The organism is Sphingomonas naasensis, from assembly GCF_004792695.1.
GTDB lineage: Bacteria > Pseudomonadota > Alphaproteobacteria > Sphingomonadales > Sphingomonadaceae > Sphingomonas > Sphingomonas naasensis.
Map to the genome: position 1 here is coordinate 323,680 of NZ_SRXU01000004.1, position 16,898 is coordinate 340,577.

The following is a 16,898-nucleotide window of genomic DNA, read 5'->3' on the forward strand; positions in this document are numbered from 1 at the left end:
GCGGGCGGTCAGCCCTGGCGGCCGTCGATCAGCCCGATCAGGAAGCTGGTGAATATCGTCTGCAGCCCGAGCACCGTCGCCAGCATCGCCGGAATCGCCAGCCGCATCAGCTGGACCGGCTCCATCGCGCCGAACCCTGCATCACCCCATTGCACCAGCGCCGCGCCGGTTCCGCCCAGCCCGAGCGCGACCAGCAGGCCGCCGAAGATGCAGCCCCGCTCGACGCTGAAGCGCGTGCGAAACCGCTCGACCGAGGCGCTCGAAGGCCACAAATTGCTCGCCACGCCATAAAGCCGCGCGACCACTCCGAAGCCGATCAGCTGGCTGCCGAGCAATACCGCCATCGCCGCGAACAGCATCGTCGTCGCGCTGAGCTCGATGCCGGCGATGCCGACGCTCCCGGTGGACAGCACCCCGACGCCGAGCGTCCCCGGCACGGCCAGAGCGAGCCCCGGATAGAGGAACAGATAGCGCGGCGCATAAGTCAGCAGGAAGCGCAGATGCCGCCAGCCGTCGCGCCAGGTGCGCAGATGCGGCGGCCGGCTGCGGCCGTCGCGCGCCAGCGTCGTCGGCACCTCGCGCACGTCGAGCCGATGCAGCACCGACTTGACCACCATCTCGCTGGCGAACTCCATGCCAGGCGCGCGCAGCCCGAGCGATAGGATCGCGTCGCGGCGGAAGCCGCGCAGCCCGCAATGGAAATCGCCCACGCCAGAATTGAAGAAGCGGCGGCCGAGATAGCTCAGAACGGGGTTGCCGAGATAGCGGTGCAGCGGCGGCATCGCGCCGCGATCGATCCCGCCGAGGAAGCGATTGCCCATCACCAGCTCGCCGCCGGCGCGCAGCGCCGCGACGTACGCGTCGAGCGCGGAGAAATCATAGCTGTCGTCGGCGTCGCCCATGATCACATAGCGCCCGCGCGCGGCGGCGATCCCGCCGAGCAGCGCCGCGCCATAGCCGCGCCGCTCGACGCCGATCAGTCGCGCGCCGAGCGCGTTGGCGATCTGCAGCGAGCCATCGGTCGAGCCATTGTCGGCGATCAGCACCTCGCCGACGATCCCGGCGCGCGCGAGATAGGCCTGCGCCTTGCGGATGCACAGCGCCAGCGTCTCGGCCTCGTTGAGGCACGGCATCAGAATCGAGAGCTCGATCTCCCCGCCGGTCGCGGGCACGCCCGCCGGTTCGGGCACAGCCGGCTGATACGCTGGCGATGTCGGCAATGCTCGGCCCTCCTGATCGAAGCGCGACGCTAGCGGCGCAGGGCTGAAAAGATGGTTAAGCATTGGCTGCTAGACGGGCTTTTCCGGAGGAAGCCCGCGTCGATGCAGCAGGACGAGATTGCCACCAGCCCGCGCGCCGATCGCGCCCTGCGCACCGACGCGCTCGTCGCGCTGGCGATCGCGGCGCTGCTCACGCTCTGCTGGGCGATCGCCGACTGGAACCAGCTCGCCCGGCTGGTGCTCCCCGATCCCGACGACATGATGCGGCTCGCCCAGGTGCGCGACTGGCTGGCCGGGCAGGGGATCAATGACTGGACGCAATACCGCCTCGCGCCGCCCGTCGGGGCGCCGATGCATTGGTCGCGCGTCAACGATCTCGGTCCCGCGGCGATCATCGGCGCGCTCACCCCGTTTATCGGCCGGCACGCGGCCGAGCTCGGCGCGGTGCTGCTCTATCCCGCGCTGCTCTTCGCCTGCGCCATCTTCCTGACCGCCCGAATCGCGCGCCGGCTGTGGGGCGCCCAGGCGGCGCTCGTCGCGGCGATCCTGGCGGCGCTGGCCTTTCCCGGCACCACGCTCTTCGTCCCCGGCCGGATCGATCATCACGGGCTCCAGATCGTCCTGATGCTCGCCGCGGTGCGCGCGCTGATGCGCCCGGCGGATTCTACCGGCGGTGCGCTGGCCGGGCTCGCGCTGGCGCTCAGCCTCGTGATCGGGCTCGAGACCGCCCCGCAGGTCGCGGCGCTGATCGCGGTGCTGTTCGCATTCTGGGTGGTCGGCGGTCTCGCCGAGCGCGCGCGTTTGCAGGGTTTCGCAATAAGCCTCGCCGCGATCACCTCTCTCTTCCTCGTCTTTCTCCGCCCGACGCTGTGGAGCGCCGGATTATGCGACGCGTTCACCCCCGCTTCCACCACCGGCACGCTCGCGGGGAGCATCGCCCTGCTCGCGCTCGCGCGCGCGACGCCGCGCCTGCCCGATTGGCGGTGGCGGCTCGCGATCGGCGGGCTTGCCGGCGTGCTGGTGATCGGCGGCACGCTCGCGGCTTTCCCGGCCTGCGTCACGGGACCGTATGGCAGGATGGATCCGTTCCTGCTCCGCGAGTTCATGCCGCACATCGTCGAGGCGAACAGCGTGTTCGCGCTGCCCTTCCGCCAGGCCTGCTCGGTCGCCGGACTGCTGCTGGCGGGCGGCGCGGCCTCGGTCTGGATGATCGCCCGACGCCCGCGAAGCTGGGCGACGATGCTCCCGATCGTCGCGGTGATCGCAGTGTCGCTGCTCGTCGCGACCGCGCAGGTCCGCGGCACCTATCTCGGGGCGCCGGCGGCGGTGCCCGTGCTCGCCGGCCTCGTCCTCGCCGCGCGGGGAGCGCGCCGTTGGCGGCTGCCCGCGCTCGTTGCGGCGTGGCTGGTATCGGCCGGGATCGCCTATCACGAGCTGCCCGGCGCGGTGCTCCGCCTCTTCGACAGCCCGGCACCCCCGGTGTTCGCCAGTGCCGCGCTCGGCGATTGCCTCCACGGCGACGTGTGGCAGCAGATCGATCGCCATCCGCCCGGCGTGACGATGGCGCCGGCGACGCTGTCGGCGCACGTGATCGGCGCAACCCGCATGTCGACGGTCGGCGCGAGCTATCACCGCAACAATCGCGGCAACATGGCGATGTATCGCTTCTTCCTCGGCAGTCCCGCACAGGCAGCGGCGATCGCGCGCGCCTGGCAGGTCCGCTACGTGCTGTTCTGCCCCGACGACTTTGCCGAGATGGAGGTCGATCGCCGCTTCCCGCACAGCGTCGCGGCGATGCTCCGTGCCGGCCGTGCGCCCCCCGGATTCGAGCGGCTGCCGCTCGAAGCGACCGCGCTGCGTTTCTACCGCGTCCAGCAATGAACCGCATCGCGCGCGGCGCCGCTTGCAGGTCGAACCCAACAGCGCCTAAAGCCGCGCGATGGATCGGGGCGAAAGGCTGCACTGGTGGCAAACGCGGTGGTTCGTGGCGCTTGCCACGTTCATGGCGATCGTGCCGTTGCTATGGCCCGAGATCCCGCCGCTGGTGGACTTGCCCGGGCATATGGGGCGCTACCGTGTCCAGCTCGATTATGACCAGTTCGCGCACCTGCACGACTGGTATAATTTCAACTGGAGCCTGATGGGCAATCTCGGGGTCGACCTGCTGGTCATCCCCTTGTCGAAGCTCTTCGGGCTCGAGCTCGCGGTCAAGCTGATCGTCATGACCATCCCCGCGATGACCGTCGCCGGGATGCTGATGATCGCGCGCGAGGTGCATGGCCGCATCCCCGCGACGGCCTTGTTCGCGCTGCCGCTCGCCTATGCCTTCCCCTTCCATTTCGGCTTCGTCAATTTCGCGCTGTCGATGGGGATGGCGCTGCTCGCCTTCGGCTGGTGGCTGCGCCTCGCGCGGCTCGGCAAATATCAGTTCCGCAGCCTCGTGTTCCTGCCGATCTCGGTGCTGATCTGGATCACCCATACTTTCGGCTGGGGCGTGCTCGGCGTGCTCGCCTTCTCGGCCGAGCTGATCCGCCACCACGACGCGCATCGCGGGCAGGGCTTCGTTCGCGCATGGCTGCTTCCATGGTTCAAGGCGGGCCTGCAGTGCCTCGTGCTGGCGCCGCCCGCGCTGCTGATGCTGATGTGGCGCAGCGGCGGCCACGTCACCGGCCAGACCGGCGATTGGTTCAACTGGCGCGCCAAGATGATGTGGATCGTCCAGGTGTTCCGCGATCGCTGGCAGCTGTTCGACATCGCCTCGGTGGGCGTGCTGTTCTTGCTGCTGTTCAAGGCGATCCGCGACCCCAATCTCCAATATTCGCGCAATCTGAGCCTGTCGTTCCTGTTCCTCGCCGCGGTCTATGTCCTGCTGCCGCGGATCGTGTTCGGATCGGCCTATGCCGATATGCGGCTGGTGCCGTTCCTGATGGCGATCGGCATCCTCGCGATCCGGCCCAAGCCCGGCATGTCGATGCGCGGCGCGGCGACGGTCGCGGCGCTCGGCATGGCGTTCTTCACGGCGCGGATCGCGGCGACGACGTGGAGCTTCTTCCTCTACGACCGGTCCTATGATCGCGAATTGAAGGCGCTCGATCATCTTCCGCAGGGCGCGCGGCTGGTCAGCTTCGTCGGCGAGACCTGCTACAACGAGTGGAAGATGACGCGCCTCCAGCACGTCCCTGCGCTCGCGCTCGAGCGCAAGCTCGCCTATACCAACGATCAATGGTCAATGCCCGGCGCGCAGCTGCTCACCGTGCGCTACCGCGACGCGAAGCGCTTCGCGCACGATCCCTCGCAGATCGTCACCGACGTGCAATGCCCGCGCGAATGGTGGCGCCCGGTCCCCTGGGCGCTGGCGCGCTTCCCGCGCGATGCGTTCGACTATGTCTGGATGATCCGCCCGCCGCAGTTCCCGGCGAAGTTCATGCAGGGCCTCGTCCCCGTCTATGTCGACGGACCGAGCGGTCTCTACCGCGTCGACCACAATGTGCCGGCGCCGGTCATCGCGCCGGGCGAGCTGCCGCTGCCCAAATGGGAGCGGCAGATCATCCTCAACGACGGCCGCCAATATACCAGCAATCTGCCCGAACCCGAGGCGTCGAGCTCGCCCTTCGACAATGTGTTCGGCAACGCCACGCGCTGACCACCGGCCTCAGTCCCCGCGCCTGAACGGCATCATCGCGCCGAGCCATTGCTGCTCGTGCGCCACCGCTTCCTGCTCGCGACGCAGGAAATCGGCGACCGCGCGGCGGAAACCGGCATTGGGGATGTAGTGCGCCGACCAGGTCGTCACCGGCGCATAGCCGCGTGCGAGCTTGTGCTCGCCCTGCGCGCCGGCCTCGACCCGCGCCAGCCCGCGCGCGATCGCGGCGTCGATCGCCTGATAATAGCAGAGCTCGAAATGGAGGAAGGGCACTTCCTCGATCGCGCCCCAATAGCGCCCGTACAGCGCGTCGCCGCCGATCAGATTGAGCGCGCCCGCGATCGGCACGCCGTCGCGCTCGGCGAGGATCAGCAGCACCTCGCCCGCCATCTCGGCGCCGAGCAGCGAAAAGAAGGCGCGGGTCAGATAGGGGCGCCCCCATTTGCGCGATCCGGTATCCTGATAGAAGGTCCAGAAGGCGTCCCAATGCGCCTCGGTGATCTCGCTTCCGGTGAGATGGCGGACGGTCAATCCCTCCAGCGCCGCGGCGCGCTCCTTGCGGATCGCCTTGCGCTTGCGGCTCGACAGCGCGGCGAGGAAATCGTCGAACCCGGCATAGCCGTGGTTCTGCCAGTGGAATTGCGTGCCCGCGCGCGTCAGCCACCCCGCGCTGTCGAACCATGGCAACTGCGCCTCGTCGACGAAGGTAACGTGCGCGGAGGAGAGGCCGTTCTGGTCGGTCACCGCCTCGATCGCCGCGATCAGCGACGGCGCCGCGCTTTGATCGCGCAGCAGCAGCCTGGGGCCGGGCACCGGGGTGAACGGCACTGCGATCTGCAGCTTGGGATAATAGCTCCCGCCGGCCTGCTCCCACGCATCGGCCCAGCCATGATCGAAGACATATTCGCCCTGGCTGTGCGATTTCACATATGCGGGCGCGATCCCTGCCGCGCAGCCGTCGGCGCCGTCGATCACGATCGGCAGCGGCTGCCAGCCGGCGCGCGCGGTCGCCGAGCCCGAACGCTCGAGGATCGACAAAAAGCTGTGGCGGACGAACGGATTGCCCTGTCCGGCGCACGAATCCCACTCCGCCCGGGGGATCGCGGTGACGCCGTTGGCGATGCGGGCGGTAATCGGCTGCGAACTCACAGCCGCAAGATAGGGGCGCGGGCGCGAGGAGGGGAGAGGCGCATTGCGACCTTTCGTGCAACGCAGATCCGCATTCGTCGCGATCATTCGGCGGGTTCGTCGCGAATCGCATGAATCCGGACCGCTTTGACGCACACGCCTCCCTGGAACGCTCTTCCGATCTCGCGAGGAAATTGACGTGAATTCGATCCGCTTCCCTGCGGCGCCGTTGGCGCCTTTGCTGCTCACGCTGTTGATCGTCGGGTGCAGCAAAGGCGATGCGCCCGCCAATGGTGCGAGCGCGGAGGAAGCCGCGGCAGTGGCAGGCATCGGCAGCAAGCTCGAGCCCGGCCTCTACGAGATCGTGCAGACCGGCGATGTCGACATCACCATCAAGCAATGCCTCTCGGCGGAGCAGCTCGCCAAGAGCCGGCTCGTCGGCGAGGACGATCTGCAAAAGGGGTGGCATTTCGTCAGGAACAGCATGTCGGGCGGGCGCTTCGAGGTCGAGGCGGTCGGTCCGTCCGACGCGCGAATGGTCGAAACCGGCACCTATGGCCAGACGGCCTATCAGGGCGAGTCGAGCATGACCTACGACAACGGCGGCGAGAAGCAGGCGATCAACATCCGCTACAAGGCGAGGCGGATCGCGGCTGGCTGCACCGAAGCCGACGAGAAGGACGAGAGCTGAATCGCCGCGTCGCGGGTCAGCCTCCGGTCGTCGGCCATTCCCTGACCCGCACGTCGCGCACCGGATAGGGCACTGCGATGCCGTGCTCCTTGAACAGCAGCCACAGCCGGTTGAGCACGTCGCTGCGGACATTGCCGACGCCGCTTTCCGGATCGCTGATCCAAGCGAGGATTTCGTGCTCGACGCCGGTCTGCCCGAAGGCCATCAGCCAGACATTGGTCTTGGGATTGTTCAGCACGCGCGGGCTCTCGGCCGCCGCGCGCAGCATCAGCTCCTGCGCGAGCTTGAGATCGCAGTCATAGGCTACGGTCACCGGGATCCGCACGCGGACGTTGCGATCGGTGTACGACCAGTTCTCCACTTCCTGCGTCATCAGATTCTCGTTCGGAATCAGATGCTCCTTGCCGTCACGCGTGACCACCGAGACCGCGCGCACGCCGATCTTGTTGACCCAGCCGAAGCTGTCGCCGACGACGATCACGTCACCCGGCTTGATCGAGCGGTCCATCAGCAGGATGATTCCCGCGATCAGATTGCCGATCGTCTTTTGGAGGCCGAAGCCGATCGCGAGGCCGAACGCGCCGGAGAACACCGCGAACGCGGTCAGGTCGATCTCGAGCAGGTCGACGCCGATGAAGAAGGCGAGAATCACCACCGCGATGCCGGCCAGCTTCTGGACCAGCAGCTTCTGGGTCGGATCGAAGCCGCGGGCATTGCCGATCGAATGCCCGAGCAGCTTGTTGGTCAGCCGCACGCCCGCGAAAAGCAGCAGCACCGTGATCCCGATGGTCAGCGCCGAGAGGAGCGAGAAGCGCCGTTGACCGACCTGGATGCCGACACGGTCGAGCGTGACCTCGATCACCGAGAAGCCGCCGATCGCGTGGCTGAGGATGGCAGTGAAAGCGAGCGCGCCGAGCGTCCAGGCGGCCCAGCGCGGCAAATTGAGCCCGCGCAGCAGCGCGGCGACCAGCATTGCCCCGGCCAGTCCTTCGACGAGGCCGATCACCAGCGCCGGCAGCGCCATCCACGGCCAGCTCACCGCAGCGAGCGCGAGCAGGATCGCGACCACGCCCCAGCGGACGATCGCGCAGACGCGCAGGTGGAAAGTGGCGGCATTGCCGTTGACATGTTCGGCCCAGGCGGCGGCGATCCGCGCGCCGATATGCCGCCCGGCCAGCCAGCCGAGGAACAGCGCCAGCGCGGCCAGCCCGGTGGCGATCGCGGCCTCGGTCAGCTCGGCGGTGCCCGGCAGGTTGTGACCCGCCAGCCAGGCGCCGAGCCGCTCCATCAGCCGCGCGCCTTGGCGAAGCGGGCGAGCCCGGCTTCGAGGTCGGCGATCAGATCGTCGGCATCCTCGAGGCCGATCTGCAATCGGACGAGCGGCCCCTCCGCTTCCCATTTGGTCGCGGTGCGGTGGTGCTGCGGGTCGACCGGGATGGCAAGGCTCTCATAGCCGCCCCAGCTATAGCCGATCCCGAAATGTTGCAGGCCGTCGATCAGCGCCGCGCGCGCCGCCTCGTCGCCGCCGTTGAGCACGAACGAGAACAGCCCGGAGGCGCCGCGGAAATCGCGCACGAAGGTTTCATGCCCCGGGCAATCGGGCAGCGCCGGGTGGAGCACGCGCGCCACTTCGGGCCTGCCCGTGAGCCATTCGGCGATCTTGCGCGCCGAACGGCCATGCTGGTCGAGCCGCACCGCCATCGTCCGCAGCCCGCGCGCGCCCAGCCAGGCATCGTCGGGGCTCGCGGTCTGGCCGAGCTGATAGGTCGTCGCGCGCAGCCGCTGATACTGCCCTGCCGCCGCAGTGACCGATCCGAGCATCACGTCCGAATGGCCGACGACATATTTGGTGCAGGCGAGGATCGAATAGTCGATCCCCAGCGGAATCGCCGGCAGCAGCAGCGGCGTCGCCCAGGTATTGTCGAGCAGGGTGGTGATTCCGCGGGCCTTCGCCACCGCGACGATCGCCGGAATGTCCTGCACCTCGAAGGTCAGGCTGCCCGGGCTCTCCATGAAGATCGCCCTGGTCCGCTCGGTGCACAGCCCGGCGATGCCCGCGCCGATCAGCGGATCGTAGAACACCGTCTCGATCCCGAAGCGTTTCAGCAAGCCGTTCGCGAGGTTGCGCGTCGGATCATAGGCGTTGTCGGCGAGCAGCAATTGGTCGCCCGGCGCGAGCACCGCGAGCAGAGCAGCGGCGATCGCCGCGACGCCCGACGGGTAGAGCAAGGTCGCCTCCGCGCCCGGCTCGAGCTCGGTCAGCGCGTCGGCGAGCGACCATTGCGTCGGCGTGCCGCGGCGGCCGTAGAACAGCTTGTGATGCGTGTCCGCCGCGCCGCGCGCGCGCAGTTCGGCGACCGAATCATAAAGAATCGTCGAGGCGCGCCATACCGGCGGATTGACGATGCCCTGCGTCCATTCGGGCTTGCGCCCGGCCTGAACGACCTTGGTGGCGTCCCTCTCGTCGCTCATGCCGGCCCCAGCGCCTTGGGGGTGGCGGGGTGCGCGCCCCATTCGGACCAGCTGCCGTCATAGACCGGCACGTCGCGCCCGATCAGGTGCGCCGCGAAGGCGATCACCGAGGCGGTGATTCCCGATCCGCAGGTCGCGACCAGCGGCTTGTCGAGATCGAGCCCCGCCTCCGCGAACACTCCGCGGATCGCCGCGGGCGATTTCCACGTCCCGTCGGCTTCGAAGAAGCGGCCATAGGGAATGTTCCTCGATCCCGGGATATGGCCCGGTGCGCATTCCGCGCGGGGATCGGGCTCCTCGCCCGTGAAGCGTGCCGCCGAGCGCGCGTCGACGATCTGCTCGTCGGTCACCTGCATCTCGGCGAGGCTGCGCACCTGTGTCCGCGGCATCCCCGCCTCGAAGCTGGCGCGCGCCGATCCCGGCGTCGTTTGCTCCGTCGGCCGCCCCTCGGCCTTCCATTTGGCGATCCCGCCGTCGAGCAGCGCCGCGTCGACTCCGAAACGCCCGAGTATCCACCATGCCCGGCAGGCGGTATGATGCGGGCTGTTGTCGTAGAGCACCACCCGGCTCTCCGCAGTGACTCCCAGCGCCGCCATCCGCGCCTCGAACAGGGCGCGCGGCGGCAGCATCGACGGCAGCGGGTCCGCGCTATCGATGAGGGTGTCGAGATCGAGCAGCCGCGCGCCCGGGACATGCCCCGCGGCATATTCGCCCGCCGGGTCTTGCTTCGCCGATCCGGGGAGCGTCGAGGTGTAGGTGGCGTCGAGCACCACGAGGCCATCGGCGCCCAGCGCCTCCGCCAGCCATTCGGTCGTTACGAGTGCGTCCATCGCCTTCGCTCCTAGAAGGATGCAAAGCGCATCGCAAACCACTACATGCGGGGCATGGAACCCAAGCATCTCGGACAGGCCTCCAGCCTCCCCGCCACGCCGGAAGAAGCGGAGCTCGATTACGTCCCCAATCCGCGCCCCGGCAGCCGCTACATGATCCGCTTCGCCGCGCCCGAATTCACCTCGCTCTGCCCGATCACCGGCCAGCCCGATTTCGCGCATCTCGTGATCGACTATGTCCCCGGGGAGACGATCGTCGAGTCCAAGTCGCTCAAGCTGTTTCTCGGCAGCTTCCGCAACCACGGCGCGTTTCACGAGGATTGCACCGTCGGTATCGGCGAGCGGCTGTTCGGTGAGATGAAGCCCGAATGGCTGCGGATCGGCGGCTATTGGTATCCGCGCGGCGGGATTCCGATCGACGTGTTCTGGCAGTCGGGCGAGCCGCCCGCGGGCGTCTGGATTCCCTCTCAGGAGGTGCCGGGCTATCGCGGTCGCGGCTGAACGCCAGATTTACGGCACGATTCGGCGGATTCATTTATGTTGCATTGCAACAATAGTGAAACCATATTGCTTAGCGGGAGTTGAGGGGAGGACCAGCGGCTCAGGCTGCTGATTTGTTGCAGTAGCGAAGGACATGGGATGGCGCCGTTCATGCTCGATACGGGGATCAGGCACCTCGCCCTCATCGGCAATTTCCTTCCCCGCAAATGCGGTCTCGCAACCTACACCACCGACACTTACAACGCGCTGCGCCAGCGCTATCCCGAGATCCGGGTCGACGTCTATGCGATGGACGACCATCCCGGCCTTTACGACTATCCCGAAGCCGTCACGCGCGCGATCCCGCAACACGAGCGCGCCGCCTATCTCGACGCCGCGCGCGCGATCGAGGCGAGCGGGGCGCAGGCGCTGTGGATCCAGCACGAATATGGCATCTATGGCGGTCCCGCCGGCGAATTTCTGATCGCATTGATCGACCGGCTGTCGATCCCGGTGATCACCACGCTCCACACCGTGCTCGAGCGCCCCAGCGCCGACGAGCGGCGGGTGATGGAGGCGCTGCTGCGCCGCTCGTCGCGGATCGTGGTGATGGCCGAGAAGGGCCGCGACATCCTCAAGCGTGTCCACGGTGCCGACGACAAGAGCATCGTGATGATCCCGCACGGCGTTCCCGATCGGCCGTTCGTCGATCCGGACAGCCTCAAGCCGGAATTCGGCTGGGCGGGGCGCGAGGTCATCCTCACCTTCGGGCTGCTCGCGCCCAACAAGGGCATCGAGACGATGATCTCGGCGCTGCCGCAGGTCGTCGCCCGTCACCCACAGGCGCTCTACGTCATCCTCGGCGCGACGCACCCGAACCTCGTCGCGCACGAAGGCGAGGCCTATCGCGACCGCCTGAAGGCGCTCGCCGCCGAGCAGGGCGTCGCCGCGCATGTCCAGTTCATCGACGCATTCGTCGAACATGACGAACTGCTCGATTATCTCCAGGCCGCCGATCTCTACGTCACGCCCTATTCCAATCCCGCCCAGATCACTTCGGGCACGCTTTCCTACGCGGTCGGCGTCGGCAAGCCGGTGATCTCGACCCCCTATGTCCATGCCACCGAGATCCTCGCCGAGGATCATGGCGTTCTCGTCGATTTCGGCGACAGCAGCGCGTTCGCCCGCGAGATCGGCCGGTTGCTGGCGGACGATTCCGATCGGCTGGCGCTGGCGCAGCGCGCCTATGCCCGCGGCCGCACCATGATCTGGTCGCGCCTCGCCGAGACCGCGGTGGCCGAGCTCGCGGCGATCATCGCCGCCAAGCCCCGCCGCTTCGCGCGCGCGCCCGCCGAGCTGGCGACGCTCGAGCCCGACATCGCCGCGGTCGAACGGATGAGCGATTCGACCGGCATGCTCCAGCATTCGATCTATTCGGTGCCCGATCGCCGCTACGGCTATTGCATCGACGACAATGCCCGCGCGCTCATCCTGATGTGCAAGATCGACGGGATCGACGAGGCGGTGCGCGACAAATGGACGACCATCTATGGCGGGTTCGTCCAATATGCGTGGAATCCCGACCAGCGCCGCTTCCGCAATTTCATGAACTTCGACCGCAGCTGGTGCGAGGACGTCGGCTCGGAAGATTCGAACGGCCGCGCGATCTGGGCGCTCGGCGTCACCGCGCGCGACGCGCGTGCGCAGAAGCATCGCGACTGGGCCTCGGTGCTGTTCGACAACACCGCCTCGATCGCGCTCGAGCTGCAGGCGCCGCGCGCGCACGCCTTCGCGATGCTCGGTGCGGCGGCGATGATCGAGGCGCATCCCGGCCATGCGCTCTCGCGCACGATCCTGAAGCGCTACGGCGAAGAGCTGATCGGCTTGCTCGACGCGGCGCGCCGGCCTGAATGGCAATGGTTCGAGATCGTCCTCGCCTATGACAATGCCCGTCTGCCCGAAGCCCTGCTGCGCGCCGGCAAGGTGCTTGGCCGCCGCGACTTTGTCGAGGTGGGGCTCGAAACGCTCGGCTGGATCACCGAACGCCAGACCTCACCCGAAGGTCGCTTCCGCGCGGTCGGTACCGAGAGCTTCGGCCGGCCCTATGCCGATCCGCTTCCCTTCGATCAGCAGCCGCTCGAGGCGCAAGCCACCGTCGATGCCTGTGTCGCCGCCTACGAAGTCACCGCCGACGCGCGCTGGTACGAAGAGGCGATGCGCGCCTATCGCTGGTATCTCGGTGCCAATGATCTCGAGATGCCGCTGGCGACGGCGCAGGACGGCGGCTGCTTCGACGGGCTGATGCCCACCGGCTTGAACCGGAATCAGGGTGCTGAGTCGATTCTGGCGCTCCAACTGGCCAATTGCGCCATTTCCGGACTTTCAAAGCCCGTCGAAAACGTGTCAAGCACCCCGCGCACTGCCGTCGCGTGAACCCTGCGCGCCGGTTTATCGGGACGCTACGGGGGGCTAATGCAGGAACTGTTCAATCACTCGCTTCGGCTCCGCGCCGATCCCTCGCGCGTGGTGGTTCGCCCGTTCCATATCGCCTGGGCGCATAACGGCTCGGGGCCGAGCCGGTCGGAGCGCATCGTCGGCGAGGTGCTGGCGATGTCGCCGGGCGAGGCGCGCGTGCAGCTCGAGATCGTGCTCAAGGATTTCGAGGCGCGCCACTGGCAGACGCGCCGGGTGTTCATGACGCGCTACGACGAGATCGAGGAGATGCTGAGCCTCGACGGCAGCAATATCGGCGACGAGAAGCGCCAGCTGCTCGGCGCTTATTTCTGCCACGAATACAGCTATGCCGCCGCCGCGCTGATGAATCCCAGCGCCGTGCCGCATTACGATCAGTCGGGCATGCCCAAGGGGAGCATGCGGATTCTGATGTCGCTGCGCGCGGTGGGCGAGGGGCACATCTCCTCGGTCGCCTTTCGCGAGGGCATCATCACCGACAAGAACGAACTCAGCCTCGCGCCCGAGCCGCCCTTCGCCACCGCCGCCGACGCGCGCGAGGAGGAAGAGACGACGATGCCCGAGGGGCCGGTGACGGTGTACCGGCACAGGGACTCGACGCTGTCGGGCACGGTGATCTTCCCGATCACCAAGGCGCAGTCGAACGGGCTCGAGGATCTGCGCATCTGCCACTTCACCCATGACGACGGCAGCGAGGAATGGATCGGCACCTACACCGCCTATAACGGCTCGGTGATCCAGTCCGAGCTGCTACGCACGCGCGACTGGCGCGCGATCGATCTCGTGCCGATGAGCGGCGGCGCCTCGCGCAACAAGGGGATGGCGCTGTTCCCGCGCAAGATCGACGGCAAATACATGATGCTCGGCCGGCAGGACGGCGAGAACATCTTCCTGCATTCGTCCGACGACATCACCCATTGGGAAGGCGGCGAGCTGCTGATCAAGCCGCAATATCCGTGGGAGCTCGTCCAGATGGGCAATTGCGGCCCGCCCATCGAAGTCGCCGAGGGCTGGCTGGTGCTCACCCATGGCGTCGGCGCGATGCGCAAATATGCGATCGGTGCGGCTTTGCTCGACAAGAACGATCCCTCGAAGGTGCTCGCCCGCTCGAAGGAGCCGCTGCTCGCCGCCGCCGACCAGGACCGCGAGGGCTATGTCCCCAACGTCGTCTACACCTGCGGCGCGATCCGCCACGGCGACAAGATCTTCATCCCGTACGGGGTGGCGGATAGCTCGGTGGCGTTCGCCTTCGTCCCGATCAAGTCGCTGCTCGAGGCGATGGACTGACCTCAGTCCGTCGTCGAAGCTGCCATCGCGATCAGCCGGCCGGACGGTGGCTGATGGATCGTGAAGAGGAAAGCGCCCCACCACTCCATTCCGGCGTCAAACCACGGCGAAACTTCGCCTAGCCTCGGACTTGTCCAATCAAGAATGTGCGACTCGGTTCCGGGAGGCAGCAGGAAGTCGAGAATCTCGTCGAACAGCGACTGGATCTCGCCGGGACGCGCGTGGAGGCCATAGGGCGGAAAGGCGAAGGCGCGGGCGAACTGACCCCCTTCGCCCGGATCAGCCATGCCGTATCCGCCGGATCGGATGCGTACGCCATCCAGCTTCTTCAACGGCGGATCGACCAATCTCCTGCCGTCACCGGTTTCCCAACTGCCGCGTTGGACAATAGTCCGACTTCCAGCTTCGCAATGCGCGCCGAGAAACTCCGTCTCGGTGACCTTCCGATGTCCGATCGCGCGCAGCTTCTCGACGTCGAGATCGCCGTTCAGCAGCGCGCCAATCGCGTTGAGGGCAGCGGCCTCACTCTCCTCCGCGCCGTCGAAAGCCGCGAAGAGGAAAGCGCCGCCCGCCCTGCGAAAGCGTTTGAAGGCGGGCGGCAGCTTCTCGACGCGCTGCATGGCTCACCGATAGTTCGCGATCTCCTGATCCGTCGGCGGCTCGCTCGCCGGCGGCGCGGTGCGGACCAGCCGTCGCGTGGTCACATAGGCGATCGCGATGAAGCCGAAGAACAGGAAAGGCGCGAGCCACAGCGCGATATGCTCGAAGCTTCCGCCCATTACGGCAAGCGGCGCGTCGTTGGGCGGGATCGGCGAGTTACGGTTGGCCCAGGCGAGGATGCCGGCGAATGCCACCCCGAACAGGCTCTCGCCGACGATCAGCCCGGTCGCGGCTAGCACGCCCATCCGTTCGGCGAATTCGGCATTGGGCCGGCGCTTGGCCCAGCGATCATAGAAATGGCCGATCAGCGCGCCGACCGGGATCAGCAAGGTGAGCGCCATCGGCAGATAGATGCCCATGCCCACCGCGAGCGGCGGAAGCCGCATCCGGCCCGCCTTGCCGAGCGCCTCGTCGATCGCAATCACGACGCCGCCGATCACCGCGCCGAGGCCGATCAGCCCCCAATCGATGTCGCCGCCGAGCACGCCTTTGGCGATCGACGAGATCAACGCTGCCTGCGGTGCCGCGAGCGCGTTGGGCCCCGCGCCGGGCATGCCGACGAAACCGAGCGTGTCCTTGAGCAAGTCGAGCACCAGCGGGATCGCGAGGCTGCCGAAGATCACGCCGAGGACCAGCGCGACCTGCTGCTTCCATGGCGTCGCGCCGACCAGCTGGCCGGTCTTGAGATCCTGCAGATTGTCGTTCGAGATCGTCGCGATCGAGAAGATGATCGCGGTGGTGAACAGCGCATAGGCGATCAGCGCGTTGGTCCGCGTCGGATCGGCCTCGTGCCCGAAGATCAGCACGAGTAGCAGCGAAGCGCCGAGCACAGCGAGGATGCCGACGCCGGAGACCGGCGAGTTGGAGGCGCCGATCAACCCGGCCATATAGCCGCAGATCGCCGCGATCAGCACGCCCACGACGAGCAGATAGACCAGCGAACCGCCGATCACGGCGAATGGATGATCGTGCACCGGGCCGCCGGCGGAGAAGTCCCAGAGCAGCCACGCGATCGGGGCGAGCGTGAGCAGGGTAACCAGCGCGACGATGCCGATCGGCAAGTCGCGCTCGGTCAGCTCGAGCGTCTCGCCTGCGGTGCGCGCGCGCGATGCGGCGAGCGCCGAGCGGAGGCCCGAGACGATCGGGCCGATGATCTTGAGCAGCGACCAGATCGCCGCGACGCCGATCGTGCCCGCGCCGACGAAGCGCACTTCGCCACGGAAGGTACCGCCGACCAGCGCGTCGACGCCCCCGGACAAGTCGCCGCCCGCGGCGAAATATGGCACCAGCGTCGTCCACGAGATCAGCATGCCGAAGAACATCGCCGCGCCGACCGACAGGCCGACGAGATGGCCGACGCCGATCAGCAGCATCGACCAGCTGGTCGAGAAGCCGGTGGCCGTGTTGCCGATCGCGAAATTCTTGCCGGCCTCCTCGGCGACGACCTTCATCTTGCCGAGCAGCGCGAACACGCCCGAGAACAGCGATCCGAGGATCAGGATGCGCAAGCCCCGGGCATTCTCGACATCGCCCTCGGCGGAGTTGGTGCCGACCTTGAGCACTTCGGCGGCGGCGACGCCTTCGGGATAAGGCAGCGTCGAACCGGTGACGAGCGCCCGGCGCAGCGGCACCGAGAACATCACCCCGAGCACGCCACCGGTGATGCACACCGCCACCGTGGTCCAGTAGGGGAAGCCCGTCCACCAGCCGACCATGATCAGCCCCGGCAGCACGAACACGATCGCGGCGAGTGTTCCCGCAGCGCTGGCGATCGTCTGGACGATATTGTTCTCGAGGATATTGGCGCCCTTGAACGCGCGCAGGATCGCCATCGAGACCACCGCGGCGGGGATCGAGGTGGCGAAGGTCAGGCCGACCTTCAATCCGGCATAGACATTGGCGGCGGTGAACAGGATCGTGATCAGCGCGCCCAGAACCACGCCGCGCAGCGTCAGTTCGGATAGCGGGCGGGGGGCTGTGGCCATGCGGCGCTCCTCGGAAGCTATTTTTCCGGG

At 67.5% G+C, this 16,898-nt stretch carries 13 protein-coding genes; 6 read left to right on the forward strand and 7 right to left on the reverse strand.

What is annotated here, in order from left to right:
- Window positions 1-8: 8 nt before the first annotated feature.
- Window positions 9-1,190 carry a glycosyltransferase family 2 protein gene (locus tag E5A74_RS11525; protein ID WP_240699771.1) on the reverse strand — a complete coding sequence of 394 codons (1,182 nt, stop codon included), beginning with the start codon at window positions 1,188-1,190 and terminating at the stop codon, window positions 9-11.
- Window positions 1,191-1,322: 132 nt separating this feature from the next.
- Between E5A74_RS11525 and E5A74_RS11530 the strand changes: the two genes are divergently transcribed.
- Both E5A74_RS11530 and E5A74_RS11535 read left to right on the forward strand, forming a co-directional pair.
- Entirely contained in the window at window positions 1,323-3,101 is a 1,779-nt protein-coding gene (locus E5A74_RS11530; protein WP_135984993.1) for a hypothetical protein, read from the forward strand.
- Between the two features lie 58 nt (window positions 3,102-3,159).
- Window positions 3,160-4,863, forward strand: coding sequence for a hypothetical protein (locus tag E5A74_RS11535; protein ID WP_240699772.1), 1,704 nt, complete (start codon window positions 3,160-3,162; stop codon window positions 4,861-4,863).
- A gap of 9 nt (window positions 4,864-4,872) precedes the next feature.
- Here E5A74_RS11535 and E5A74_RS11540 read toward each other — a convergent pair whose 3' ends face one another.
- On the reverse strand, window positions 4,873-6,012 hold the full coding sequence (locus E5A74_RS11540) for a GNAT family N-acetyltransferase (RefSeq protein ID WP_135984995.1): 1,140 nt from the start codon (window positions 6,010-6,012) through the stop codon (window positions 4,873-4,875).
- Between the two features lie 178 nt (window positions 6,013-6,190).
- Between E5A74_RS11540 and E5A74_RS11545 the strand changes: the two genes are divergently transcribed.
- Entirely contained in the window at window positions 6,191-6,682 is a 492-nt protein-coding gene (locus tag E5A74_RS11545; RefSeq protein ID WP_166745776.1) for a DUF3617 domain-containing protein, read from the forward strand.
- Between the two features lie 16 nt (window positions 6,683-6,698).
- On the opposite strand, the gene E5A74_RS11550 is transcribed toward E5A74_RS11545, so the two are convergent.
- Genes E5A74_RS11550 through E5A74_RS11560 form a run of 3 tightly spaced genes read right to left on the reverse strand, consistent with a single transcriptional unit; the run spans window position 6,699 to window position 9,984 of the window.
- Complete coding sequence (locus E5A74_RS11550) at window positions 6,699-7,970, reverse strand: mechanosensitive ion channel family protein (RefSeq protein ID WP_135985000.1); 1,272 nt, start codon at window positions 7,968-7,970, stop codon at window positions 6,699-6,701.
- Window positions 7,970-9,154, reverse strand: coding sequence for a cystathionine beta-lyase (metC, locus tag E5A74_RS11555; protein WP_135985002.1), 1,185 nt, complete (start codon window positions 9,152-9,154; stop codon window positions 7,970-7,972). Before metC ends, E5A74_RS11550 begins: the two co-directional genes overlap by 1 nt.
- Entirely contained in the window at window positions 9,151-9,984 is an 834-nt protein-coding gene (locus tag E5A74_RS11560) for a sulfurtransferase (RefSeq protein WP_135985004.1), read from the reverse strand. Before E5A74_RS11560 ends, metC begins: the two co-directional genes overlap by 4 nt.
- Before the next feature lie 54 nt (window positions 9,985-10,038).
- On the opposite strand from E5A74_RS11560, the gene queF reads away from it, so the two are divergent.
- The 3 genes from queF to E5A74_RS11575 all read left to right on the forward strand — a co-directional run bounded on the left by queF (window position 10,039) and on the right by E5A74_RS11575 (window position 14,223).
- A complete protein-coding gene (gene queF, locus E5A74_RS11565; protein ID WP_135985006.1) occupies window positions 10,039-10,485 on the forward strand; it encodes a preQ(1) synthase in 447 nt (148 codons plus the stop codon).
- 138 nt (window positions 10,486-10,623) lie between these two features.
- A complete protein-coding gene (locus E5A74_RS11570) occupies window positions 10,624-12,897 on the forward strand; it encodes a glycosyltransferase family 4 protein (RefSeq protein ID WP_135985008.1) in 2,274 nt (757 codons plus the stop codon).
- A gap of 39 nt (window positions 12,898-12,936) precedes the next feature.
- Complete coding sequence (locus E5A74_RS11575) at window positions 12,937-14,223, forward strand: glycoside hydrolase family 130 protein (RefSeq protein WP_135985010.1); 1,287 nt, start codon at window positions 12,937-12,939, stop codon at window positions 14,221-14,223.
- 2 nt (window positions 14,224-14,225) lie between these two features.
- Here E5A74_RS11575 and E5A74_RS11580 read toward each other — a convergent pair whose 3' ends face one another.
- Both E5A74_RS11580 and E5A74_RS11585 read right to left on the reverse strand, forming a co-directional pair.
- On the reverse strand, window positions 14,226-14,843 hold the full coding sequence (locus tag E5A74_RS11580; protein WP_135985013.1) for a hypothetical protein: 618 nt from the start codon (window positions 14,841-14,843) through the stop codon (window positions 14,226-14,228).
- A 3-nt stretch (window positions 14,844-14,846) separates the two neighbouring features.
- Window positions 14,847-16,868, reverse strand: a complete 2,022-nt coding sequence (locus E5A74_RS11585; RefSeq protein ID WP_135985014.1) for an OPT family oligopeptide transporter — start codon at window positions 16,866-16,868, stop codon at window positions 14,847-14,849.
- Window positions 16,869-16,898 lie beyond the last annotated feature (30 nt).